The sequence below is a fragment of the Paenibacillus pseudetheri genome (assembly GCF_924513355.1).
GTDB classification, from domain to species: domain Bacteria; phylum Bacillota; class Bacilli; order Paenibacillales; family Paenibacillaceae; genus Paenibacillus_AQ; species Paenibacillus_AQ pseudetheri.
Genome location: NZ_CAKMAB010000029.1, coordinates 36,191 through 60,598 on the forward strand (window position 1 = coordinate 36,191; position 24,408 = coordinate 60,598).

A 24,408-nucleotide genomic window follows, 5' to 3' on the forward strand; every position below is an offset into this window, starting at 1 on the left:
ATGTTAAGAGTAGTGCGTGTAGAAGATGGTATGGTTCAAGGACTGCCGGCAGCTGATCCTCGTATTACTAGCTTCAAGGGAATTCCGTTCGCGGCCCCGCCTGTGGGGGTAAACCGTTGGCGTGCTCCCCAGCCTGTCCAAAACTGGGAAGGGATATTGAAAGCACATGATTTTTCCCCCATCTCCATGCAGGTCCCGACTGTCATAGATGTGAATAATATTTATACACGCGAATGGTCAGTTGATCCGGATCTTCCAATGAATGAGGACTGTCTTTACCTGAATGTCTGGACACCGGCCGTCAGCTCCGATGAGAAGCTTCCCGTATTCGTATGGTATTTTGGCGGAGGACTTCAGGTCGGTCATACGGCTGAAATGGAGTTTGACGGTGAACGCATTGCCCGCAGGGGAATTATCGTAGTAACCGTAAATTACCGCTTGAACGCGTTTGGTTTTCTGAGCCATCCCGAGATTACTGCGGAATCGCCTGATGCTCCCACGAATTTCGGACATCTGGATCAGCAGGCGGGCACTCAGTGGGTAAAACGCAATATCGCTGCTTTTGGCGGAGATCCAAACCAAATCACGATAGGAGGACAGTCTGCAGGCAGTGGAAGTGTGTTGAGCCAGCTGACCTCGCCGCAGAATGATGGGTTATTTCAGCGGGCAGTCATTATGAGTGGGATCTTTACACCTTTGTACCCGAACAGTCCGGTACCCCCGCATAACCGGATCCTTAAGGAGGCTGAAGAGGAGGGGGCAGCCTTTTTTGAATTTTTAGGGGTTTCGACTTTGAGAGAGGCCCGCATGCTGGATGCCGTATATCTCCGTGATAAAATGCTTGAATACGGTAAGTTCTGGGGAACGGTCATGGATCAGAAGTACTGTATTGGCGATCCATATAACCTTTTTTTGAGTGGACAGCATTATAAGGTGCCGGTAATGCTGGGAAATACAGCGTCTGAGTTTTTCAGTGTCCCTTACGCCGGCAGTGTAGAGGAGTTCAGAGCCAAGGCTGTGGAAATTTTTGGAGGGGCAGCAGTTGAGTACCTTAAGCTGTGCTCCGTTGATTCAGGTAATCTGGAGGAAATGATCCGAAAAGCTTCCGTGAACAATATTGAATATGCGTCCCGTGTTGCCGTTAAAGCAAACAGCGATTCCGGTTGCAGCGTTTCAATGTATTATTACAGTTTTGATGCGGAGATTCCAGGCTGGGATAATCCGGGAACCTTTCATTCGGTGGATCTATGGTTTCATTTCGAGACGCTAGCCAAATGCTGGAGGCCTTTTGTAGGTAAGCATTATGATCTTGCCCGCCAAATGTGCAATTATCTTGCCAATTTCATTGGTACAGGTAATCCGAACGGCAAAGATTCTACTGGTGAAGATATGCCTCTCTGGAAACCGTGTACACGGGAAGCGCCATACGGCATGATTTATGCAGACAAGGCAGAATTTGTAGAAGAGCCCCCGGGTGAAGTGATGCAATTTTTGGTCGAGCAATATTTCAAGCAGCAGTCCATTTATGAATAAGAGAGGAACGAGCAGCATTGAAAGAGAGCCAGCAGAAATATAAGATTCAATCAACACCAGCCGGATACGACAAGGAGAGGGAAGGCATTCCCCGGGGTGAGATACAGACCATAGAATATCCCTCAATAACACTGGGCAAATCTCGGAAGGCAAGGGTATATACACCGCCCGGTTATTCTGTTGAGCAGGAATACAGCGTTTTGTATCTGTTGCACGGGATTGGTGGGGATGAGTCGGAGTGGTACACTCACGGAAAGCCCCAGATCATTCTGGATAATCTGTATGCTGATCAAATGCTGAAGCCCATGATCGTCGTTCTTCCAAATGGTCGGGCGATGCTGAACGACCGGGCGGAAGGAGATATTTTTGCTCCGGATAAGGTACTCGCATTCGAAACATTTGAGTCGGATTTGCTTCATGATCTTATCCCCTATGTCGAAGCGAAGTATTCGGTACTGACAGACCGGATGCACCGCGCCATTGCCGGACTATCCATGGGCGGAGGACAATCCCTAAATATCGGTCTAAACAATCTGGACCGCTTCGCTTGGATTGGGGCATTTTCCCCAGCTCCCAATACAAAGCTACCCGAGCTGTTGGTCCCGGAACCGCAGAAGACCACAGAAATGCTCAGTTTACTCTGGCTATCGTGTGGTGATCTGGACAGTCTCAAGAATGTCAGTGACCGGACGCATGCATATTTGTCACAACATTCCGTACCACATATCTGGGTAGAGGAAAACGGCGACCATGATTGGCCGGTCTGGAAGAACGGATTTTATCAGTTCTCTCAACTTATTTTTTAAAATCGCCTTTTACAAAGATACCCGCTGTTTGCAACCTATAAGATATAAAGAGACGTTCCTAACAGACCTGATCTGGCTGTATAGAACTTCCTTTATCTTTATTGCAGCATGATTAATTGGCCAGCAACTGTATCCGTACTCAGTTTAACGATTTTTGTGCTCTTTCTGTATCCACGGCAATAACATCATTCCAATAATGCTTGAAATCTTGTGGAGAAATCTCCACTTGTCTTTAAATATATCTTTCCGCTTACAATATGGTGAACGGAATAAACGTCGTGGGTACCTTACCATTTGTGTGAATGGCATTAACTCCTTGCATGCTTTTGGTAATTTCTTGGCGTATACCCGGTTATTTGTTTGAATTGCCTGCAGAAGTGTTCCACATTTTGATATCCGCACCGGGAAGAGACTTCAGCAATGCTTTGAGTGTTGTGAATCAAATATTCTTTTGCCATACGAATTCGGCTATTGATAACGTCATCCATGCAGGAGATTCCAAACGTTTTTTTATAGATGTTTTGGAGATAGCCGGGACTTATTCTAAGAAAACCCGCCATTTTCGAAACTGTCCAGTAATCTCCTGGATTAGTTTGAATAGCTGTACGCAGCTTCAGTAATTTGTAGTATTGAGGTGTAATTTCATCTTGGAAGTAGGATTCCCATAGCTTGTTGAACAACGTCCGGAGCAAATAATCGATGGAAGATTCTTTGCAATCCCGATTAAAATTATGCTCGATGACAAGCAGTTCAAACAACTTGTGGCAGTAGTCCGGATCACTAAGAGCAAAGGGAACCCCAAGCGGAAGGGGTGATTCCGTAATATAAGGTTCATTGGATTCGAAGCGGATCCAGTCATTGATAAAATGATCGGTGCAAGCCCGATAATAGACTTTCTGCAATGGACGATAGAGGATTGGCGCTGTGAGCAGGGTATTCCTTGAGCCCGCCATTTACCCAGAATTGCGCTGGGGTCTTGGTGATTACAAGAAGCCAGTGATAGCCCACGGGAACATCTATAACAAAATTGCTCGCGTGCGTTGTATTGTATTCAACATAATGAATAAGGGCCATCTTTTACCCTCCTATCAAGGATGCCAATATTATAACATAATGAAAAAATAGAATGATCAAGGCGTAAGTGAAAGTACAGCCATGAAAGTTAAAAAAGCGCCTACGTCGGTAATATCCGGATAGGCGCTTTTATCATTATCTAAGATTTAAAGGATTCTGTAAGACTATTTCCACTATCATCGTCATATGAATCTAAACAACGAATGATAGGGAGGGTTGTAATCATGGAATTGACGGAAATCATATCTAAGATTGTGGTAGTTATACATGTTATAGCAGCCATAGTGGGAATTGGACCAGCTTTTGTGCTGCCAATACTGACAAGCTCAGCCAAGACAGGCAGCCAGCTTCGTTTTGTATTTGGCATGATGAAGACAATAAACAGATTCCCTAAGACGGGTGGGATCACCCTGATTGTTACAGGCATTTTGTTAATGATCATTGATAAAATGGGCTTGTCGGTATTGTGGATCAATCTTTCGTTATTATTTTTTATCGTGATAGAAGTCATTATTATTGGATTTGTTGAGCCTCGATTGAAAAAGCTGACCCAGCTCGTGATGGCTAGTGAAGGCGAAGAAATCCCTGAAGGTTACACCGCGACTATGAACAAGATCGCTCCGTTAGAAGCAGCCGTACATGTGCTTACTATCGTCATTATTATACTAATGGTAGTAAAGCCGGTATAAGATCGAAGCGTCTATTCTCAATGATCTCTTCATAATCGCGAATGAGTCCATCAAAAATGGTCTCCCACGAGCGGCCGAGTGCCAGCTGTCGCCCCTCATAACCCATAGCAGCCAGCTTTTGGGGTTGCTCTATACATGCACAAATCTCACGAATAAAAGCATCCGGGGAACGAGGTGGGGCGATTATTCCGGTGCGACCGGGTGTAACCAGATCCTTCACCCCACCTTCATTTACGGCGAGGACAGGCAGTCCAGAGGCCATTGCTTCAAGGACAACATTACCAAAGGTTTCTGTACTGGAAGGGAAGACGAATAGATCAGCTGAGGCATACAATTGGGCAAGCTCTTCACCGTGTTTATAGCCTGTAAACGTGACATTTTGCGGCGCCTGCGCCCGCATCTCTGATAATAAGGGACCGTCTCCAACAATTAACCAATGAACCTGAGCTTGCATAGACTCGGGCAATTCCTGCATGGCGAGAGCAAGGGTGTTGATATCTTTTTCTGGGGCGACTCTTCCTACATATAACAGTAGTAACGGTGCGGTAATTCCGTAACGATCACGGACCTGATGGCTGCGTTTTTTCGGAGTGTAGAGATTGCAGTCGATACCTCTAGACCAAAGCTTCAGACGTTGAAAACCTTGAGTTTGGAGGGAATCAAGTGTTTCGTTGGAGGGCGCGAAGGTAGCATCGCAGGACCGATGAAACCACTTCATGTACTTCCAATAAAGAGGAACGATTTTTTTCATCCGATAATATTCAAGATAGCGATCAAAATGGGTATGGTAGGAGACGACATGAGGCAGGCCATGCTTTCGCGCATAGCGAAGGCCGCATAGACCGATATTGAATGGAGTAGCCAAATGAAGCAGATCGGGTCGAAAAGCTTTTAGCTCTGACTGGATGGAGGACATATTGGGCAGCGCGAGTCTACATTCCGGGTATAAGAAAAAGGGGATACTGGTAATGGGACGTATGGGATCGGCGTAACTGTCTTCAGGAGCAGATTTTGGCGAAAATAGCAGATGCTCGATACCTCGCTGGTTTAAATGAGTGGTTAAGCGCTGAAGCGTAAGTGAAACACCATTCGTCTGCGGAAGAAATGTGTCTGTAAATAAAGCAAGACGCATAGAACCCCTCCCAAATACTCTTGATGTCTTGATCATAACAGCCCATTATTTCATGGAGGTCAAACGGATGTTAAACAGAATATAAAAATCCACTGCACAAGGTAATGGGGTGTGCAGTGGATTTTTTGATTTTAAAGAGATGCTTCTAAACTTCTTCATATATCCGCTGTAAAAAAACGATGCTTTCTCCCAGATGTGATTCAGGTGTGCTTTCTAGGATTCCTTGAATATGCGGACGTTCATATTTCATATAACAAAGAATCGGCTCAAACTCTAGCCACCCTTGACCTACAGGGACAATTTTTATAGCTCCACTTGGACGATGAAGTCTTTTAATTTTCCAGCTGATGATAAGGCATCTACCCTTTCCGTTTTGTCTGGCAAAGATAATTGCATTAGATTTTTCTTTGTGGAATATGCAATATAATTGTTAATAAATGGAGTGGACACGACTGGTAAAACAAGAGCAATTACTGCAATTATTAAAATGATTATGAATGTTTTTTTCAAGTTAACACCGCATTTCTATCAGACATCTTCCCATTCCTCCAATATATTCTTGTATCTGTTAATTCTATTAAAGGTAATAATCCTCCTGCCTGCTATAGTAATCCCATTCTGCCCTTTTATTCATTTTCCGAATGAATTACTTTGTAATTACTCCAATCTTATGAGATAATAGAGTTTTTCCGTTGATTCTATTTTTCATGGCATAACGTGATATGCCTGATCAAATATTGGAGGTAGGCTTGTTGGCGACACAGTATCCTTTTGAATATGATCGGACCAGACCTTTTATGGAGCAAGTAGGGGAATGGGTCGGCGATGTATTCTATGAAATTCTTCCTGAGGCAGGATTTGAAGTTCGTGATGAACAGATCTACATGGCGTTTCAGGTGGAGCGAGCTTTTGCTGAGAAGAAGACGATTTTTGCTGAGGCAGGGGTCGGTACGGGTAAGACTTTAGTGTATTTGTTATATAGCATTTGTTATGCGCGGTATAAGGGTAAACCTGCGATTATCGCTTGTGCGGACGAGTCCTTGATTGAGCAGTTGGTGAAGCCAGAGGGTGATATTGCCAAGCTTGCGAAGCATCTGAATATGAATATCGATGCCAGACTAGCGAAATCTCCAGATAAATATATGTGTCTGAAAAAGCTGGATCATGCTCGCAACAATGATGATGGGAGCTTGCCGCTGGAGAGTTTATATGGTACTTTACCTGATTTTGTACATTCTCATGCACCGATGCAGCAGTTCCATGCCTACGGCGACCGTAGGGATTATCCAGATCTGAATGATGAACAATGGAATAAGATCAACTGGGATACGTTTCAGGATTGTTTTACTTGTGATATGCGTCATCGCTGTGGACAAACGTTGTCCCGTGATCATTACCGGAAATCAAGCGACCTGATCATTTGTTCCCACGATTATTACATGGAGCATGTCTGGACTTATGAAGCGCGTAAACGAGAGGGTCAAATTCCTCTGCTTCCAGAGCATTGTGCAGTTGTGTTTGACGAAGGGCATTTGTTAGAATCTGCCGCCATGAAGGCGTTAGGCTATAAAATGAAGCATGTTGTCTTTGAAGAACTAATCTCTCGGCTGTTACAGAATGAGATTCGTGAAACGCTTGCTGTTCTTATCGATGAAGCGATTATGCAAAGTGAGCAAATGTTTAAACACATTCGTCGTCAATGCCGCACCATTCCTGGATCGGATCGAAAAAGCATTGAGCTAAATGCATCGCTAATCCGTGAGGTGCATCGCATGCGTAGTGTGATTGCCGCTATTGAAGAAGAATTAGTATTCGAAAGTGGACTGTACACGATTGATGAATATCAATTGCGGATTGTGGAAGAACGTTTAGAGACCATAGAAATCGCACTGAGATTGTTTGAAGATTCAGGTGCATTAATCTGCTGGGCGACGGAAGATAGCGATGGATTAACACTGTCGGTCATGCCGCGTAATGTTAAGGAAGTACTTCAAGACAGCTTATTCACGCAAAAAATGCCAATCGTATTCTCTTCGGCTACATTATCCGTGGATAAATCATTCCAATACTTGAAGGATAGTCTTGGAATACACGACTTCCTGTCTTTCTCTGTAGACTCACCTTATGATTATGAGCACCAGATGAATATCTATGTACCTGAGCTTCAGAGCGGTGATTTTGCTGAGAAAATGAAGATCTCCCTGAAACTTATCCAGCAGACAGAAGGAAGAGCCTTGCTGCTGTTCCGAACTCGCGAAGAGCTTCTGCAGTTCAAGCAGCTCAACTCGCTGAGAGCAGAATCCAGCAAATATTCTTTCCTCTATGAAGGGGATCAAGAGATCAGCTATCTGATCTCAGCTTTTCAACGGGATGAGCACAGTGTACTTTGTGCGGTGACGCTGTGGGAAGGATTAGATATACCAGGACCTTCACTATCTAATGTGATCATTTGGTCGCTACCTTATCCTCCGCTCGATCCTGTGTTTATGGCAAAACGTGCGGAGACTTCCAATCCTTTTGAAGATGTGGATTTACCTTACATGCTGCTAAGACTTAAACAAGGAATGGGACGGCTGATCAGAACGGGTACGGACCAAGGAATTGTGACGGTACTTGCGGAAGCTGAAGGACAACATCCCGTTCACGAGTATATAACTTCTGTACTCCCAAAGGGGACTAAGCTTCAAAAGCTTGAAGTGTAAATTTTAAATAGGATCACAATCGCTCTTTTGGTGAGGTGGATGCCCAGGCATACCGCTTCTCGGAGGAGCTTTTTTTATGCATAAAGTCAAGCATAAGGAATACTAATCTTACGGATAGTATATTGGTATTTAACTTTCGAGCCATGGCGTATTATTGTTGATTCATGGGGGAAGGGAAATACATACCTCCGTCATCTAGAGATTCATACAAGGAGTGTACACGACATGGGGGATTCACAGGGATTGTACCAATCGAACAATAAAAAACAAGTTGGTTTTGCACTTGGCATTGGGTTAACCTTAATCATTGCATTAGTCGCAAAATATTTAGCAGGCTTTCCATTTCTCTCTATTATGGGCCAATTGGTTATTGCTATCTTAATCGGAATTATTTGGCGTGCAACCGCCGGAGTGCCTGGTACGATCACGCAAGGCACTGATTTTTCCAGTAAAAAGTTGCTGCGGCTTGGAATCATCCTTCTTGGGATGCGACTGAATTTAATGGATATTGTTGCTGCAGGTCCACGGGTATTTCTACTGGCTGTTATTGTGATCGTATTTACGATCCCTGTTGTATTCGGACTTGCTAGACTGTTTAAGGTTGATAAGCGACTCAGTATCTTAACGGCTTGCGGAACAGCGATTTGCGGTGCGGCAGCGGTGGTGGCGATTGCTCCACAAATTAAAGCCAAAGACGACGAAACTGCTATTGGCGCAGCGATAGTTGCTATTTTAGGTACAATATTCACATTACTCTACACTTTTTTGTATCCTTTACTAGGCTTATCGGATCTTGGTTATGGGGTTTTCTCTGGAGCTACCTTACATGAAATTGCTCACGTCATCGCAGCAGCAGATGCTGGTGGGAATGCAGCAGTAGATATGGCGGTTATTGTCAAATTGACTCGGGTGGCCTTACTCGTTCCTGTCGCTATCTTAATTGGGTTTTGGACCAATCTTGCAGAAAGAAAAGTGCAAGGTGGACAGTCTAAAGCCTCATGGAAAAGCATTCCTATCCCTTGGTTTATTTTAGGGTTCTTACTTGTCAGTGGTGTGAATTCATTAGGGATCGTATCTGCATCCGTGGCAAATGGAATTGTAACGATTGCTTATATGCTAATCGCTATGGCGATGGCTGGACTTGGTTTAAATGTTGATTTGGCGGCATTTAGACGACTAGGGATGAAATCTTTTGCAGCGGGACTTATAGGTTCGGTATTGTTATCCTTAGTGGGATTTACACTAGTTCACTGGTTTGGGCTGGCGTGATCTTTATTATTCAATTGGGTGTGTACTGAATAATCTAAGTCCAACCAAAGGTAACAGCAATAATTATAGATATTTAATGGATTCGGACGCCTGTGGAAAGATTGTTTGCTGTAGGTCTTGAATCTGAAGGCGTGTTGTTTAACGATACTTATGTTTGAAACGGCGTTGGTATTGGATACTCCTTTACCTCAGGTCATCTGGAGGGGAGAGTGCGGCAAACAGTGCTTTGAAAGCTAATTAACGACAATTTCCCGGAAAATAATTGAATCTTTTTAGAGACGCAGGGTGGAGAACTCTGCGTCTTTTTTTGCTGGAGATTAGAGCCATTCTTCTTTTAACAAAGATTTAAGCAGTTCTACGTTAGCTGCCCCAAGCTTGTTAGCGATTCTTTGCTCTAATTCGATTTTGGTGATCATCATTCTTTGATTGCATTCGATCCCCTTCTGGGTAAGGATGATGTTTTTGTCACGCTGATTTCCTTCGACCTCAACGGCTTCCACATAGTTACGGGATAACAGTCCTTGAATGCTTTTATGCGTACCTTGCCTAGAAATATTAATAATTCTACTGATTTCCGAGATCGAGAGCATTTGATGTGCTTCAAGAACGGCTAGGATATGGGATTCAGTTTTGTTGATTTGATCCGGGTCTGGGTCAGTCACAATTTTACGTAAGACTAGATGCTTCTCACTAAGTAAATCAATTAGATTCATTTCTTGCAGATGGTTGTCCATGTGAACACTCCTAAATCTTCGCTCGTTAATCCAAGTATAAATCATTTGTGTTTATTGTCAACTTGGTTGACTTAATTTAAGACGTTGTGATATTGTAATCCAAGTTGACAATACTAAAAGAACACTAAGGAGTATGAGAAAAAGATGGGAAGAAACAAAAAAGAAGCATTATTATTTACATTCATCATGTGTGCTTTGATGGTGCTGGGAATGAGCATTTACAATGTAGCGCTGATGGAGGGCTGGTCAGGTACAGTAGTTAAAGATGTGATCATCGGCTACGTACCTGCATTTATAGTTGCATTTATTCTGGATGTCTTTGTTGTAGGTAAAGTTGCGAAAGGGATTGCACATAAGCTAGTAAAAGAGAATGATCCGATGATCAAAAAAATCATGTTCATATCCTTTTTTATGGTAACTGGAATGGTGCTGTTTATGTCCTTCTATGGCGCCGTTCTACATGTCGGGTTCTCCTCAGAACTACCGATGGCTTATTTGTCTGCGATAGGCAAGAATTTTATTGTTGCACTTCCACTGCAAATCATTCTAGTTGGGCCGCTCACACGATTTATTTTTGTGAAAATTACTCCAGCTACTGCATAGAGAATATTTACATCACCATTACGCAAATCTGCAGGTTAGTTAATACTATTACTCTATATTGATAGAAACTATCAATAGGAGTGAAAATCTACTTGAAACCCACAGGTAAAGCTATTGTTTCTCTTATGCTTACAGCTGAGATGTTGTTAGGTTCCGCTTGGATGGCAGGTCCAGCAGTGGCTGCATCCGTTCAATCAGGTACGCCTTATACTACAGACGGCAAATACAATGTGAACATCCCTCATATTATTGTTAATCAAGTGTATGGTGGGGGTAATACCGCTAAACCAACTGGTGGATTTTTCTCGAAGGGTTTCATTGAGCTATATAACCCAACTGATTCCAATGTGAGTTTAACGGGGTGGTCGGTGCAATATTCAGATCCTAGCCTCGCTGGATGGAGAAAGCTAGATTTGAATGGGACGATAAAGGCACATTCATCTTATCTGATTACCGATGATACTAACAATACAGAACACAAGCAAGATATTAGTGCCATAGGTGATCAGACCTGGTCGGAGACGTATTTTAATAATAATGGTATGAAGGTTGTTCTATTAAGTAGTACTGACTTGTTGCAGGATGTGAATCCATTTCAAACGATGCCAAGCAGCTATGTGGACATGATCGGTGTAGCATCTAATGATAAAAATGCAACAATCGACGGATATGAAGTGGATTATCCTACAGGAAGTTCTGGAGGTATCTCAAAGAAAAAGTCTGTGCGTCGAGCTGATTTCGCGGATTCAGATAATAACAAAGCAGATTTCAAACAGATTACTTTTGAATCTCTGGATGCTTCAGCTCTGGCATTGGCAAAGCCACACAGCAGTGCAGACGGACAATGGGGAGCAAAAGTGACTGATTTAGGCATCGCTACCAAGAATCTTTCAGAAGCAAAAGTCGGATCGCCTTATTCGGTAACATTGTCCGTTTATGGGGGAGTACAGCCGTATTCTTTTGAAGCTGTTGGTCTACCAGAAGGATTATCACTGGATGCAGCATCCGGGAATATTAGTGGAACACCGACGAAAGTAGGAGCGGCCACCGTCAGCATCGCTGTGTATGATAGCTCGACACCCCGGAAGAAGACAGAAGCTATATTACCACTGAATGTGGCGGAAGCCGCAGCACCTTTGACTCCAGATCTACTTAGTGTAACTAAGATCGGCGGATACGCTGTAGGCGTGACCAATAAAGATGGCGGCGTGGCGGAGATCGTGAAATTTAACCGTGATAACGGCAAGTTCTACCTCGTAAATGGTTCATCCCACCCTGCAACAGTCGATATTGTGAATCTCAAGGACCCTTCTAATCCGCAAAAAGAATATAGTATTAATGTAGAACAGCTATCCGAAGTGGATGGATTTACATACGGAGACCTGACGAGTGTAGATATCAACACCGCTACTAAACGGATCGCTGTAGCCATTCAAGAAGAAGATGCTATGAAGAACGGTAAGGTTCTTGTACTCGATTATGCTGGTAAATTGCTGGCTTCTTATAAAGCTGGAGTACAACCAGACATGGTGAAGTATACTGATGATGGCCGTTTCATTTTGACAGCAGACGAAGCGGAACCTCGCATGATGGTTGGCGATCCTGAAGGTAGTGTAACGATCATTGATACGCTTAAGAACTCTATAAATCAGGTGAAGTTCGATAACCCTGATGTAATTGATGATCTTGTCCATATCCGTGGAGTAGCTGATCCGGTAACGAAACAGATTACGGGCAAAGGTGAAAAGAAGGATGCGATACGTGATCTGGAGCCGGAGTTTGTGGTACTTTCTGATGACCAGACCATTGCCTATGTAGCACTTCAAGAGAATAATGCTATTGCTGCCATCGATATTGCCTCCAAGCAGGTTCTATGGGTCAAAGGATTAGGGTTCAAGGATTTAAGCCTTCCTAATAATGCTCTGGACCTGGTAAAAGATAATAAAGTGAATTTAGAAAATGTTCCATTCCTCGGTACGTTTATGCCTGATGGTATAGATCAGTACACAGTCGGAGGTAAAACTTATCTGTTCACGGCCAACGAAGGAGACGCAACCGAATGGGATAGTAAAGTGAACGTGAGCTCAGTCAAAAAAATGAAGGGCTCATTAGATCCGGAATCAGATGCGGCAAAATTTCTAAATAAAAATAAAGATAAATATGATAGTGTAGAAGTTATGTCTGACATGGGCAATGATGGGATTTACTTGTACGGTGGTCGTTCATTTTCTATTTGGGAAGCAGATTCTATGAAACGGGTCTACGATAGTGGTAGCGACTTTGAAAGAATTACCGGAGAACGTATGCCCGAATATTTTAATGCAAGTAACAGCAACACGACCATGGATAACCGTAGTACGAAAAAAGGACCAGAGCCTGAGTATGTCAAGGTAGGCAAGGTTGGACAAAAAGCGCTGGCCTTTATTGGTCTTGAGCGAATCGGTGGTCTGATGACTTATGATGTGACGAATCCAGAGAAACCGAATTTTGTGAACTATATTAATACACGTCAATTCACACCTGTGAACATCCTTGAAACGGATACTGGTCCAGAAGGTATTGAATTTATTCCGGCAACGTCAAGCCCAACAGGACTGCCATTAGTGCTCGTAGCGAATGAAGTTGGTGGTGCAGTAGCTATTTATCAGTTGAATGTAACGAAGATTTCACTGAACCAGACTTCTCTGTCATTGAAGGCTGGCGAAGCTTCAGCAACGCTTGAGGCTAGTGTTGTTCCTACTGAAGGTGGATCGAAGACTGTAACTTGGAGTTCTTCGAATTCAAGTGTGGCTTCCGTTGATAACAACGGAAAGGTCACTCCCTTGTCAAAGGGAACAGCGGTTATCTCCGCCTATAGCGCAGATGGTTATGGCGTAGCTGAATCTACTGTGACCGTATCCGCAGCAGATCCGGTGATTTCAAATCCGGGACCTGGTACAACGGTAACGACTAAAGATCCAGTTAAAGAGACGACAACACCAGCTGTAACCACAGAAGGGAATAAGATTATTGTAGAGGTTAAGGCTTCAGCGGATGCAGAAGGTAAGTTAGTTGCCACCGTTACTTTGGATATGGTTACAGAGGGACTTAAGTCTCTGGCGAATAATGCTAGTGGTCAGTTGATATTCCGCTCAAAAGTTGATGCAGCTTCAGGTGGAGTTCTACTTCACTTCCCATCGAGTGCTTTTGCGGCACTTGCAGGTAGTACTGCAAAGTCAGTTGTATTTGAAGCAGGAGCGGGTACGATAACGTTGGATCGTAATGCACTCTCGACTGTGCACACAGCAGCAAAGGGTGAGGACATTAAATTGTCCATCGGCAGTGCGGATACGGATGGGAAAGGCAAAGCTCAGGCTGTGATTGGCAGTCGTCCAGTAATAAATCTGGCGATTTCCGCTGGCAGTCAGCGTCTATCTAACCTAGGTGCTGGTTTTGCGACAATAACAGTGCCCTATACACTACGAGCAAATGAGGATGCAAACGCAGTCGTAGCTTATGATTTGACGAATGCGGGGCAAGCGGTTGTACTGGTAGGCAGCAGCTATAACACAGCAACAGGACAACTGATTTTCCAAACTTCACAATTCTCCACGTATGCAGTTGGGTACAATAAAGTGAGCTTCTCTGATATTGGCAGCAGCTTTGCTAAAGATTCTATTACATATTTGGCAGCTCGTGATGTAATTACCGGCATTGGTGAAGGTAAGTTCGGAGCTAAGAGTCAACTAACCAGAGCAGATGTTACCTTGATCCTAGCTCGATTGGCTGGTGCTAATCTGGGCGCAGAAGGATCAGGAAAATTCACAGATGTTAAAGCTGACGATTATTATGCGGCAGCGGTAACGTGGGCTAATCGCAAGGGAATTGTTACCGGAGTGAGTGATGGACAGTTCGATCCTCGGGCAAATGTAACTCGTGAGCAGCTATCTGTCATGATCGTGCGATTAGCGAAAGCTATGAACTGGACATTGCCAGTAAGTGGCGACAGTTCAGCTTTTGCGGATCAGAAGTCGATAAGCGCTTATGCTCTTGAAGCAGCCGCAGCTGCTCAGCAGGCAGGAATTATTTCAGGCAAGCCTGTTGCAGAAGGTACGGGGCTTAACTTTGCTCCAAAAGATACAGCGACTCGTGAAGAAATAGCTCAAATGTTAGCGAAGCTGTTAAAGCTGAGTCAATCATAAGCGATCATCATATTTCTTGATGACAATAGAAACGCTCTCCAATGCCATGATGGGCAAAGGAGAGCGTTTTGTTTTATGCTCTCTTTTTTACAGGTTCGAGCAGATTTAATACATACTCATTTCCGCTACCTTTGGGACTATCGTTACGGATATGCTCCTCAAGACATAATCTTGAATCGTGGTCAGCTTGATAATCAAGGTTATTATCCAAAAAACTCATCAGTGCTTGCCATGAGCCGTAGATATCATCACTGCTTTCCGTCATCGCATAAAGACCGCCGTCGAACCGCATCTCTTTAAGGTGGCTTGGTATTTCTACATTTTCAGGAATGGAGGCACAGAATCCATAGCCATAAGGGTTATTTTCACCACTAGGATGCGGATTCGTATTCCCACCAAATAAACGTGCCGTCCCCAAGAGATGGTTAGCCTCCAACCATTCCAAGACGGGTAGCATAGCTTCATCCTCTGGGGATGTACTGACTGCAATGTTATAAACAAATCTCATAGGTGGAAGTGTAATGAATCTTACATGGATAGGTGGAGAGTGTTTAATTGTTGTCATAGATAGAACCTCCTCATTCTCATTTAAATCATCCAATGTATTGCATGATTCTTCGTTCAGCTCTAGTAATAAATGGTTAGTTATGGACTCCTCCATGCGTGCGGATATTAATTGTAATAAGAAGCGGATTTCGCGATCTTTTTGTGTAAGCTCGGATTTCTCATTATGAATGGAAGCGGATTGCTGAAGAAGTGTTTCATACAAGGATTGTACGGACATGTTCTTTAGAACGGTTCCGATATCTTTAATACTAATATCAAGCTTTCTTAATAAAGCAGTGATTTGAATGGCAAGGATTGCGTGCTCATCATAAATTCGCCAACCCGAGCTAGCCTCACGGTGACTTTCAAATAATCCTTGTGCTTCCCAGTGACGCAACGTCCGACTCGTCAGTCCGATTTGCGTAGAAAGCTTATCAATGGTCACAAATCCACTCATAGACAACTCCCGTTCTATAGATTTATAAGGCGCCCTATGAGAAGTATTTTAGCACTTAACGTTACGTCAATTGCAATAGGATAGTTGTGAACGTGTACTCGACAAAATTTACATTTCTCATACAAAACTGTGTCCGGAATTTAATGTCCAGCTTCTACAATTTAGATATTAGTAAAAAGTACCTATTGCCATATGAGGCTTTATACGGAGGATGATATTGTTGAAGGCTAGGTCCATGCATCTATCAATGAAGTGGAAGTTGATCTTGAGTTTTTCTGCCGTAGTACTATTCTTTCTAGGAGTAGCGCTATACCAAAACTATAAAATCAATCAAGTAGAAATCTCTATGGAAACGCAAAAAATGGAGATGGAAAAGAGAATTACAGTATCCACAATTACTCAACTGCTTCAAGAAATGAACGGTGTGGAGATCTCTCTAGCGGGTTCTAGCGATTTAGAGTTTACTCAACCATTTAAGGACAAACAGACAAAGTTAATGGAAGAATTGGGCAAAGTGAAGTTTGAGGCAGATTCGCAAGCGTCTAAGGAGTTAGAACAGTTACATAATCAAGTTGGAGGATATACAGGCTATTTTGACGGATTAGTGAATACTATAAAGGACGAGCAGCTTGATCCCATGGCCGTTCTGGAACGAATAGATGAATTACATACGAAGGCATTGGCTATGAATAAAGCTATGTTGGAAACCAATGAGAAACTATATACCGCAGCAGCAGAGAACGCAGAGAAGGCCCAGGATTATTCTTTTGATTTATTAAATCTGACCAGTTCTATGGGGGCTTATGCAGCAATCCTAGTATTCATTTTCACACTTGTTATTGCTGTTATGCTTATTCGTTCCTTCCTGAACCCTATAAATAAGCTGCAAGTAGCTCTACGTAAAATTGCTGAGGGAGATTTGCGGCAGCAGATTAATTCGCCATATAACGATGAGCTAGGAAGTCTGAGTCATCATTTTGACCATATGGTGTTGCGGGTAAGAGAGATGCTTCAGCAGACCCAATCGGTAGCTTCATCGCTTGCGACTTATTCGCACTCTTTTCAACAATCTTCATCGATCACCGCTCATACGAATCAAGAAATCGTAAGCACAATACAGGAAATCTCTGTAGGCGCTGAGCAGCAAGCCGGACAATCTGAGCAGAGCGCAAGCTTGATTCAAGAATTGGAACGGGAAGTTCATGAAATTACAGAATATACGGAGGTCATGCTCTCGACAAGTCAAACGGCTAATCACAATACTCGAAAAGGTTCCGAGTCCGTCATCGCTTTGCGCGAGGTATCAGAGCACTCACGTGAGTCTGTGAATAAAGTCTATCTTGCTTTAACCAAGTTGAGCGACCAATCGAAGGATATCTTCAGAATAACCAAATCGATTACAAACATTTCTAACCAGACCAATATTCTCTCTCTAAATGCAGCGATTGAAGCGGCACGGGCGGGAGTTTATGGGAAGGGCTTTGCTGTCATAGCAGATGAAGTGAGACAACTATCTGATCAGACCAAAGAGTCCTCTGTACATATTGGCCAGATTATTAATGAGCTGCAAGCAGGGATGGATGAATTTCAGCAATATATGCTGGAGACCAAAGGAAACCTTGAAGAGCAGGATCAAAAAGTGGCAGAAACGTTGTCGTCTTTTGAAGCGATAGATCAGTCGATTGTTGAGATTAGTAAGCAGATTGGGCAAATTCATGACAAGGTAGATATGACACAGACTATGAATCGTAGACTCGCAGAGTCTGTTCACAACGTGGCGGCCATTGCTGAGGAAACTGCGGCAGGTGTTCAGGAAGTGAATGCCTCTAGCGTGCAACAGGACAACGCAATTCACGACATTGCCCGCCAAGCCGTTGAGATTAATGAAATTTCGCAAAAATTATTCAAGGAAATCAACGTCTTCAAGATTAATTCGGAGATTGTAGACGAGATTATCGCTGGAGACGACAGTGACTCATCTGGCGATGAAACGCCTGAGGAGCGGTCTTATTTGACCATCTCCGCATAGGGGAAGGTTTGATTGACTGCTCGCACATCGGGAGCGGTTTGATTCACTAATTCTGTAACGTAAAAGGAGCTTAGAGTGGAGATTCCTCTATCTACCTTTTTTTTGCGCGTTAAGTGTATTTAATGCAGCTATTAAAGGATGTATTTTCCATAAAGAGTGTTTAGATGTACTTAGCGCAGTTATTTTTACGAGAAATGACTATTAGTGGTGTTTAGCTAGTTTTTAATTGCACTGAATACAACTAAAGTCGAACATAAGCTTGGCCGGCCTAATTTAGTTGTATAGAGTGCAGTTATCTGAAATGTTCGCAGAGGTTTTGTACAATGAAAAAGCTACCAACTTCGTAGAAGATATCTACTTAAGGGTAGCCTTTGTCGCATAGATGAATGAGTATTGGGACCTGTGTGTGGGTTCTATGTTATTCCTCGTAGGTTTTGTTCAGAGAGCTGACTAGCTCTGGGAGCCAGTTATTTAGATTAAGAAACTTGTACCCTGCTGACTGGGCTTTTGTCGTATCCATAAACCAGGAATGTTCAATTCCGAATGGCGACATATGCTCGTCCGCGGCTTGGTTTTGGATGATGGCTAGCTTCTCTGTTTCTTCTTCAATCATTGTGAGAATATCCTTAATTCTAACCGTACCGTCTGAGCATGCGTTGAACGGTCCTGCCATAGTAGAGCTACAGCCGAGCCAATATAGGAAATCAGCAGCTTCATCCGAACGGATAAAGGAGATCTGTGCTTCGGGATTCGGTATACCAATAGGCAACTCATTACGGACATGCTCAATATGAAAATGAAGTCTTCGCGTATAATCATCTATTCCCAGCACAATTGGAAAGCGAACCGTGGCGACTGGGAAGGTGGCCTGCTGCATGAAGACGGCTTCCGCCAGTCTTTTTCCCTCTTGATAGGTGAAATCATTTCGCCCTCCGTGACGGATAGGATAAGTTTCAGGATCAAAAATGTCCTCGGTTAGCGCTTCTTCGCTGAAATCATAGACGGATAAACTTGAGGTGAGGATATACCGTTTTGTTTTACCATCAAAAATCCGGCGTGCCTGATCCGCTTCGTCCGGTGAATAACAAATATTATCGAACACGACATCCCATAGTGTATCTCCTACCGCCTGAGCGAGCTCGTTTGCTTGGAAACGGTCCGCATGGATACGGTGAACGTGATCTCCAAAGGTATCACTAGTTTCCCCGCGTGTAAGTATCGTTACGTCGTTCACGGAATCCTGCAGCAATCGTTCAACTAACCTTTTTCCAAAAAAGCGAGTGCCGCCTAAGATAAGAATCTTCCTCATATGATGCCACTCCTAACTAAACTAATGTTTATTTATAAGTCTATTTTAAGGCTTCCCTTAGAAAACAGGGGGGGACTGTGCTTAAAGACGTTACGCATAAAGATATGTGAGAAGATTTCATTCGTGTGATTGTACTTTGTGCAATAGAAGTCATACTATATTGTTCAGTATTTGATTCTATTGCACTTTATACAATCAATAGATGAGAAATTGCTTAAAAAGCAATCTTTATTAAGAATCTATTGCAGATAGTGCAGCAGATTCGTTTTTTAGCGTTGATTTTATGGATTCTGTTGCACATTTTGCAACGTCACTAGCTCAAAGCTAAAACATCACCCAACTATACAACTCATCAAACTGACCTAACTCACAAAACTCACCTAACTCGCACTTTTCAAAACTAATATCACGAAAGACTAAGCCACCATCCGCATTCCTGGCTCGGAATAGTTCCAGCCCATAGAGCTGAATCCGCCAGATTGGAAAGGTTCGCTTTGGAAGCTCTGGAAGCTCTGGAAGCTCTGGAAGCTCTGGAAGCTCTGGAAGCTCTGGCTAGACACGGCCATTACAGTTTCCTGTCTTTCATCTGCAAGGACAAGCCCAATCAGCTCTGTAATTTGTCCTTGTTCATAGGCGGAAGCAAGGAGACTCAAGCCAATTTCTAATTCCATGTCCTGCGGCAACGAGGGGCCTTCCGATTGAAGAAGCTCTTGTCTGACTGCAGGGAGGGCTTGCCGAGCTCGATGCAGAGCAGCTTTGACGGCTCCTTCCGTGGTATCGAGGATTTCGGCAGCTTCGATTCCGGAGTGCTCGAAGACATCACGGAGCAGGAACACCGCTTGCTGTAGTGGAGACAGATGCTTCTGTAAGGCTTGAAAAGCAGCCTCAATCTCAAATAAACCATACCCTGCTGCTTCCTCTGTCCGTGGTTGATCCATTTCGAGCACTCGTGACAACGTGGCTTTTCGCCGCATAATATCTGTCCAGGTATTTCTGGCAATCCGCAGGAGTAGCGCCTCAGGATTCGGATGATTCGTTAGTGTGCTGAAATTTGTACGACTTGTATGATCTGTAGTGTTGTTCATTTGACTTGTATCGTTCATTTCGCTCTTCAATTTCGAATGTTTGGAAGTCTTCATATAGCCCAGTGCTTTGACCCACGTATCTTGAGCCAAATCTTCGGCTTCCCACGGGGATTGTGTCAGTGCAAGGCAATACCGCTTCAGAGCCATTTGCAAAGACGTGGTATGATTCTCATCCGGTTCATGGCCGGCGCTAAGTTTCTCAAGGCTGATCACTCTGCATAACCCCTTTTCCGGTAAAGTGCTTTCAGTTACTTCTAATAATAAACGAATGAGCTCCAAATTAAGATACGCAATAATAAAAATAATATTTTGCCCGCTTAACGTATCCTATCCAAAGACTAATCCGTTTACAGGGTAGATTTCAAAAAAAATTAACGGATGGAGGTCGCATACGCATGGCGTACATTCCTTATGTCATTGAACAAACGAATCAAGGGGAAAGATCCTACGATATTTATTCGCGGCTCTTAAAGGACCGAATTGTGTTTGTAGGGGCGGAGATTGAGGATCAATTAGCGAATAGTGTTGTTGCCCAGTTGTTGTTCTTATCGGCAGAGGATCCAGATAAAGATATACACATGTATATCAATAGTCCAGGGGGTTCCATAACGGCGGGATTCAGTATCTATGATACGATGCAGCTTATTAAACCGCAGGTGAACACCATTTGCACAGGTATGGCGGCTTCCTTTGGTTCACTTCTATTGTTAGCGGGGGCCAAGGGTAAACGTTATGCGCTGCCAAACAGTGAGATCATGATACATCAGCCGCATGGTGGAGCGCAGGGTCAGGCCAGTGATATTGCGATTAGAGCCAAACGCATTTTGAAGCTAAGGGAAGTGCTTGTCCAAATTACAGCGGACCGAACCGGACAGGCGGTGGAAAAAGTACTACAAGATATGGATCGGGATTATTTCATGTCAGCCGAGGAAGCAGTGGAGTACGGGATTATCGACAAAGTTATCACAAATCTGTAAGTCGAAGGAGTGAAGTGAATGATGCTGGAAGCTTTGCAGGGTAAAGAGGTAACCATTTATTTTGTAGATGGCTCTAACGCTAGAAAAGGCATTTTGGAAACGGTAACTGAGAAGTTTATTAAATATCGGACAGAATTCGAGGAGCTTTATATTCCCATGACTTCCGTCTGTTCCATCACACTAGATACTAAAGGACGGGAACGCGCCCGTGTAGGATTTACACAATAACCATTATCAGATTTGAAAATAGGGTTAGGGAAGTTTTCCCTAACCCGTACTTTCGCGAATCGCCAAATAATGGGCTACATTTGCATGATGCTGAATACCAGTCTCCCCTTTAATCAGCTTGATTAAGGTTCGGGTAGCAGTCATTCCAATCTCCGTTCCAGAGTATTCCACCGAGGACAGTTTGGGCCGAACGACAGAAGCGATAAAGCTATTATCGAATCCGAACACCGCAACATCCTCTGGCACCCGAATTCCGTTATCGATCAGAAAATTCATCGCCCCTACAGCTATCCAATCTGTGGAGCAAAAAACCGCAGTAGGCAGCTCCCCGCTATCCTTAATCCGGCGCATAGCGTCACTTCCATCTTCTACGGCCATTCCACTTTCTACAACCCATTCTTCTCTTAAGGTAATGCCTGCATCCATAATCGCTTGTTGATAGCCGCGATATCGATCGCCACCCACTGCATTATCTCCAGATACCCGTATCATGCCGATATTTCTATGTCCTTTTTGAATCAGATAAGTAACGGCTTCATAGGAAGCGGTAACATTATCCAGATGGACAGAAGGGATTGAATCAATCTGAGATTGTTCTCCAACTAACACGCAAGGTGAACCGGATTTCTGGATAATCTCCAGATGCTCCTTACTCGGAACCGAGCCCACATATATATAACCCTCAGTTCCCATATGGTGGAATAAGTTCAAATAATGAAGTTCACTATTAACACTTCCATCTGTTAATCCGACCAAAACATCATAACCATATAGTTCGGCGAGGTCGCGTATGCCAATATTGAAATCATCAAGCACAGTATTACTGTTCTGCGGAATGATGACACCAATTAGAGGAGTATCCGATCTGCCTGCATCTGAACCGATGACATTAGGACGGTAATTCATTTGTTTCATGGCTTCCAAAACACGCTTACGAACTTCCTCGTTAACGGGTTTGCTGTTATTGACAACCCTTGATACGGTAGCTATCGAAACGTCAGCCATTTTGGCTATATCTTTAATTTTCACCTTCAAGAATATCACCATAACTTCCCAAGCTTGTAATTGTTCTAGAATATATCGCAAGCATATCACGGATAGCTTCAAGAATCCAAAAGATTGTTATTGACCAGGAAAATAAAAGATCCTATAATGATCGAATGGGAAAATAATTTCCTCGAAAAAACCCTAAATAAATGGTTTTTTAGTCGATAATCTTAAGTTTTATTATGAAAATCACTAATTCGTGAATTGCATAGGAAAATATTTTCCTAAGAGGATATATGAATACGAAGGAGCTGCATACATTGAACAGAACATGGTGGAAAGAAGCCACAGCGTATCAAATTTACCCACGGAGCTTTATGGACAGCAATGGCGATGGTGTTGGAGATCTGCAAGGAGTCATCTCAAAACTTGATTACTTACAGGACCTTGGCATCAATGTCATTTGGATCTGTCCTATTTATAAATCCCCGAACGATGATAATGGATATGATATCTCAGATTACCAGGATATTATGGCGGAGTTCGGCAGTATGGCCGATTTTGATCAGCTATTAAGCGAGGTTCATGCACGGGGCATGAAGCTGATTCTGGATCTTGTCATTAACCATACTTCAGACGAACATCCTTGGTTTGTTGAAGCGCGTTCAAGCAAGGACAATGCTAAACGTGATTATTATATTTGGAGAGATCCTAAGGACGGGAAGGAACCGAATAACTGGGAGAGTATTTTTAGCGGTTCGATCTGGGAGCTCGACCCTGCTACGGAGCAATATTTCATGCATGTGTTCTCCAAAAGACAACCTGACCTCAACTGGGAGAATCCTGAAGTGCGTCAGGAATTATACGGTATGGTCAATTGGTGGCTAGATAAAGGGATCGACGGCTTCCGAGTGGATGCAATTTCACATATTAAGAAAATCCCAGGTCTTCCTGATCTGCCAAATCCAGATCATCTTCCGTTCGTTTCGTCCGGCGCGGGTCATATGAATCGGGAAGGAATTCACGATTTTCTACAGGAGCTGAAAGAGGAAACATTTGATCGTTACGACATTATGACCGTTGGTGAAGCGAGTGGTGTTAGTGTCGATCAAGCGGAAGAGTGGGTTGGCGAGGAGCAGGGTAAATTCAATATGATTTTTCAGTTCGAACATTTAGCCCTTTGGAATAAGAGTGTTACGGGTGGCTTGGATGTTCTGCAGCTGAAATCAGCACTTTCCCGTTGGCAAAAAGGTCTTGAGGGCAGAGGCTGGAATGCATTATTTATCGAGAATCACGACCAACCGCGTTCAGTTTCCACTTGGGGAAATGATGGTGAGTATTGGAAGGCATCGGCCAAATCGCTGGCTACGATGTATTTCCTAATGCAGGGAACACCGTTTATTTATCAAGGTCAAGAAATTGGGATGACCAATGTACGGTTTGATTCGATGGATGATTATGATGATGTGGCGATGAAGAACCTGTATCGTTTAGAGACAGAAGCCGGAAAATCACATGAAGAAGTCATGGAGGTTATCTGGAAGAACGGTCGGGACAATTCCAGAACGCCGATGCAATGGGATGACTCTGAGAACGCTGGTTTCAGCAGCGGCAAGCCTTGGATGAAGGTCAATCCTAATTTCACGGAGATCAATGTGGAGCGTGCGAAGCAGGATCCTGATTCCATCTATCATCATTATAAAAAGCTAATCGCACTCCGGGCCGCTAATCCTATTACTGTTTATGGAACCTATGATTTGATCCTGCCTGAAGATGAACGAATCTACGCTTATACTCGTACACTTGGCAATGAGAAATTGCTGGTCATGTCAAACCTGACTTTAGAGGAAGCACTGTTCGACCTTCCATTTGACTTGGAATTTGACTCCAGTGAGTTGCTGTTGAATAACTATGAAGTTGACCCTGCCGAGAAGATCGAGACAGTGGCATTACGCCCTTACGAATCTCGTGTGTATATGCTGGTTAACGCACCTGTAGAGCAAGAGGCAATTCGTGAGAGTGTGCCTGCAACAACGGTTTAATTATTTTAATAAACGCAAGAATGCC

19 protein-coding genes are annotated in these 24,408 nt (G+C 43.5%); 11 read left to right on the forward strand and 8 right to left on the reverse strand.

The window, feature by feature from the left end:
- Positions 1–1,533, forward strand: a complete 1,533-nt coding sequence (locus L1028_RS21560) for a carboxylesterase/lipase family protein (RefSeq protein ID WP_234539479.1) — start codon at positions 1–3, stop codon at positions 1,531–1,533.
- A 17-nt stretch (positions 1,534–1,550) separates the two neighbouring features.
- Entirely contained in the window at positions 1,551–2,339 is a 789-nt protein-coding gene (locus L1028_RS21565) for an alpha/beta hydrolase (RefSeq protein WP_234539481.1), read from the forward strand.
- A gap of 308 nt (positions 2,340–2,647) precedes the next feature.
- On the opposite strand, the gene L1028_RS21570 is transcribed toward L1028_RS21565, so the two are convergent.
- The gene (locus L1028_RS21570) at positions 2,648–3,292 is read right to left on the reverse strand and encodes a helix-turn-helix transcriptional regulator (protein ID WP_234539483.1); all 645 of its coding nucleotides are present in this window, start codon (positions 3,290–3,292) and stop codon (positions 2,648–2,650) included.
- A gap of 345 nt (positions 3,293–3,637) precedes the next feature.
- Between L1028_RS21570 and L1028_RS21575 the strand changes: the two genes are divergently transcribed.
- Complete coding sequence (locus L1028_RS21575; RefSeq protein ID WP_234539488.1) at positions 3,638–4,102, forward strand: DUF2269 family protein; 465 nt, start codon at positions 3,638–3,640, stop codon at positions 4,100–4,102.
- Here the strand turns inward: L1028_RS21575 and L1028_RS21580 are convergent.
- Both L1028_RS21580 and L1028_RS21585 read right to left on the reverse strand, forming a co-directional pair.
- Positions 4,074–5,234, reverse strand: coding sequence for a glycosyltransferase family 4 protein (locus L1028_RS21580; protein WP_234539492.1), 1,161 nt, complete (start codon positions 5,232–5,234; stop codon positions 4,074–4,076). The genes L1028_RS21575 and L1028_RS21580 overlap by 29 nt on opposite strands.
- Before the next feature lie 303 nt (positions 5,235–5,537).
- Entirely contained in the window at positions 5,538–5,744 is a 207-nt protein-coding gene (locus L1028_RS21585; protein WP_234539494.1) for a hypothetical protein, read from the reverse strand.
- Positions 5,745–5,956: 212 nt separating this feature from the next.
- Between L1028_RS21585 and L1028_RS21590 the strand changes: the two genes are divergently transcribed.
- Positions 5,957–7,936 (forward strand): ATP-dependent DNA helicase, encoded by a 1,980-nt coding sequence (locus L1028_RS21590; protein WP_234539496.1) that lies wholly within the window; start codon positions 5,957–5,959, stop codon positions 7,934–7,936.
- Positions 7,937–8,161: 225 nt separating this feature from the next.
- Positions 8,162–9,205 carry a YeiH family protein gene (locus L1028_RS21595; RefSeq protein WP_234539498.1) on the forward strand — a complete coding sequence of 348 codons (1,044 nt, stop codon included), beginning with the start codon at positions 8,162–8,164 and terminating at the stop codon, positions 9,203–9,205.
- 317 nt (positions 9,206–9,522) lie between these two features.
- On the opposite strand, the gene L1028_RS21600 is transcribed toward L1028_RS21595, so the two are convergent.
- The gene (locus tag L1028_RS21600) at positions 9,523–9,939 is read right to left on the reverse strand and encodes a MarR family winged helix-turn-helix transcriptional regulator (RefSeq protein WP_234539500.1); all 417 of its coding nucleotides are present in this window, start codon (positions 9,937–9,939) and stop codon (positions 9,523–9,525) included.
- 144 nt (positions 9,940–10,083) lie between these two features.
- Here L1028_RS21600 and L1028_RS21605 point away from each other — a divergent pair, with 144 nt between their 5' ends.
- Entirely contained in the window at positions 10,084–10,542 is a 459-nt protein-coding gene (locus L1028_RS21605; RefSeq protein ID WP_234539505.1) for a DUF2798 domain-containing protein, read from the forward strand.
- A 92-nt stretch (positions 10,543–10,634) separates the two neighbouring features.
- Complete coding sequence (locus tag L1028_RS21610) at positions 10,635–14,723, forward strand: choice-of-anchor I family protein (protein ID WP_234539507.1); 4,089 nt, start codon at positions 10,635–10,637, stop codon at positions 14,721–14,723.
- A 73-nt stretch (positions 14,724–14,796) separates the two neighbouring features.
- Here the strand turns inward: L1028_RS21610 and L1028_RS21615 are convergent, their stop codons facing one another.
- Positions 14,797–15,726, reverse strand: a complete 930-nt coding sequence (locus L1028_RS21615) for a MerR family transcriptional regulator (protein ID WP_234539509.1) — start codon at positions 15,724–15,726, stop codon at positions 14,797–14,799.
- A 220-nt stretch (positions 15,727–15,946) separates the two neighbouring features.
- On the opposite strand from L1028_RS21615, the gene L1028_RS21620 reads away from it, so the two are divergent.
- Entirely contained in the window at positions 15,947–17,755 is a 1,809-nt protein-coding gene (locus L1028_RS21620; RefSeq protein WP_234539511.1) for a methyl-accepting chemotaxis protein, read from the forward strand.
- 418 nt (positions 17,756–18,173) lie between these two features.
- On the opposite strand, the gene L1028_RS21625 is transcribed toward L1028_RS21620, so the two are convergent.
- Both L1028_RS21625 and L1028_RS21630 read right to left on the reverse strand, forming a co-directional pair.
- Complete coding sequence (locus tag L1028_RS21625; protein ID WP_234539513.1) at positions 18,174–19,064, reverse strand: NAD-dependent epimerase/dehydratase family protein; 891 nt, start codon at positions 19,062–19,064, stop codon at positions 18,174–18,176.
- Between the two features lie 416 nt (positions 19,065–19,480).
- Positions 19,481–20,362 (reverse strand): RNA polymerase sigma factor, encoded by an 882-nt coding sequence (locus L1028_RS21630; protein WP_234539516.1) that lies wholly within the window; start codon positions 20,360–20,362, stop codon positions 19,481–19,483.
- A gap of 182 nt (positions 20,363–20,544) precedes the next feature.
- Here L1028_RS21630 and clpP point away from each other — a divergent pair, with 182 nt between their 5' ends.
- On the forward strand, positions 20,545–21,126 hold the full coding sequence (clpP, locus tag L1028_RS21635) for an ATP-dependent Clp endopeptidase proteolytic subunit ClpP (protein ID WP_234539518.1): 582 nt from the start codon (positions 20,545–20,547) through the stop codon (positions 21,124–21,126).
- A gap of 18 nt (positions 21,127–21,144) precedes the next feature.
- Entirely contained in the window at positions 21,145–21,354 is a 210-nt protein-coding gene (locus L1028_RS21640; RefSeq protein WP_231573413.1) for a hypothetical protein, read from the forward strand.
- A gap of 39 nt (positions 21,355–21,393) precedes the next feature.
- On the opposite strand, the gene L1028_RS21645 is transcribed toward L1028_RS21640, so the two are convergent.
- Complete coding sequence (locus L1028_RS21645; protein WP_234539556.1) at positions 21,394–22,383, reverse strand: LacI family DNA-binding transcriptional regulator; 990 nt, start codon at positions 22,381–22,383, stop codon at positions 21,394–21,396.
- A 278-nt stretch (positions 22,384–22,661) separates the two neighbouring features.
- Between L1028_RS21645 and L1028_RS21650 the strand changes: the two genes are divergently transcribed.
- A complete protein-coding gene (locus L1028_RS21650; RefSeq protein ID WP_234539521.1) occupies positions 22,662–24,383 on the forward strand; it encodes a glycoside hydrolase family 13 protein in 1,722 nt (573 codons plus the stop codon).
- Positions 24,384–24,408: the final 25 nt, after the last annotated feature.

Excerpts from the sequence above, each read along its gene's own strand:
- L1028_RS21560 (WP_234539479.1), top strand. The coding sequence starts at position 1 with ATGTTAAGAGTAGTGCGTGTAGAAGATGGTATGGTTCAAGGACTGCCG.
- L1028_RS21570 (WP_234539483.1), bottom strand. The coding sequence starts at position 3,292 with ATGGCGGGCTCAAGGAATACCCTGCTCACAGCGCCAATCCTCTATCGT.
- L1028_RS21575 (WP_234539488.1), top strand. The coding sequence starts at position 3,638 with ATGGAATTGACGGAAATCATATCTAAGATTGTGGTAGTTATACATGTT.
- L1028_RS21580 (WP_234539492.1), bottom strand. The coding sequence starts at position 5,234 with ATGCGTCTTGCTTTATTTACAGACACATTTCTTCCGCAGACGAATGGT.
- L1028_RS21590 (WP_234539496.1), top strand. The coding sequence starts at position 5,957 with ATGCCTGATCAAATATTGGAGGTAGGCTTGTTGGCGACACAGTATCCT.
- L1028_RS21595 (WP_234539498.1), top strand. The coding sequence starts at position 8,162 with ATGGGGGATTCACAGGGATTGTACCAATCGAACAATAAAAAACAAGTT.
- L1028_RS21600 (WP_234539500.1), bottom strand. The coding sequence starts at position 9,939 with ATGGACAACCATCTGCAAGAAATGAATCTAATTGATTTACTTAGTGAG.
- L1028_RS21605 (WP_234539505.1), top strand. The coding sequence starts at position 10,084 with ATGGGAAGAAACAAAAAAGAAGCATTATTATTTACATTCATCATGTGT.
- L1028_RS21615 (WP_234539509.1), bottom strand. The coding sequence starts at position 15,726 with ATGAGTGGATTTGTGACCATTGATAAGCTTTCTACGCAAATCGGACTG.
- L1028_RS21625 (WP_234539513.1), bottom strand. The coding sequence starts at position 19,064 with ATGAGGAAGATTCTTATCTTAGGCGGCACTCGCTTTTTTGGAAAAAGG.
- clpP (WP_234539518.1), top strand. The coding sequence starts at position 20,545 with ATGGCGTACATTCCTTATGTCATTGAACAAACGAATCAAGGGGAAAGA.
- L1028_RS21640 (WP_231573413.1), top strand. The coding sequence starts at position 21,145 with ATGATGCTGGAAGCTTTGCAGGGTAAAGAGGTAACCATTTATTTTGTA.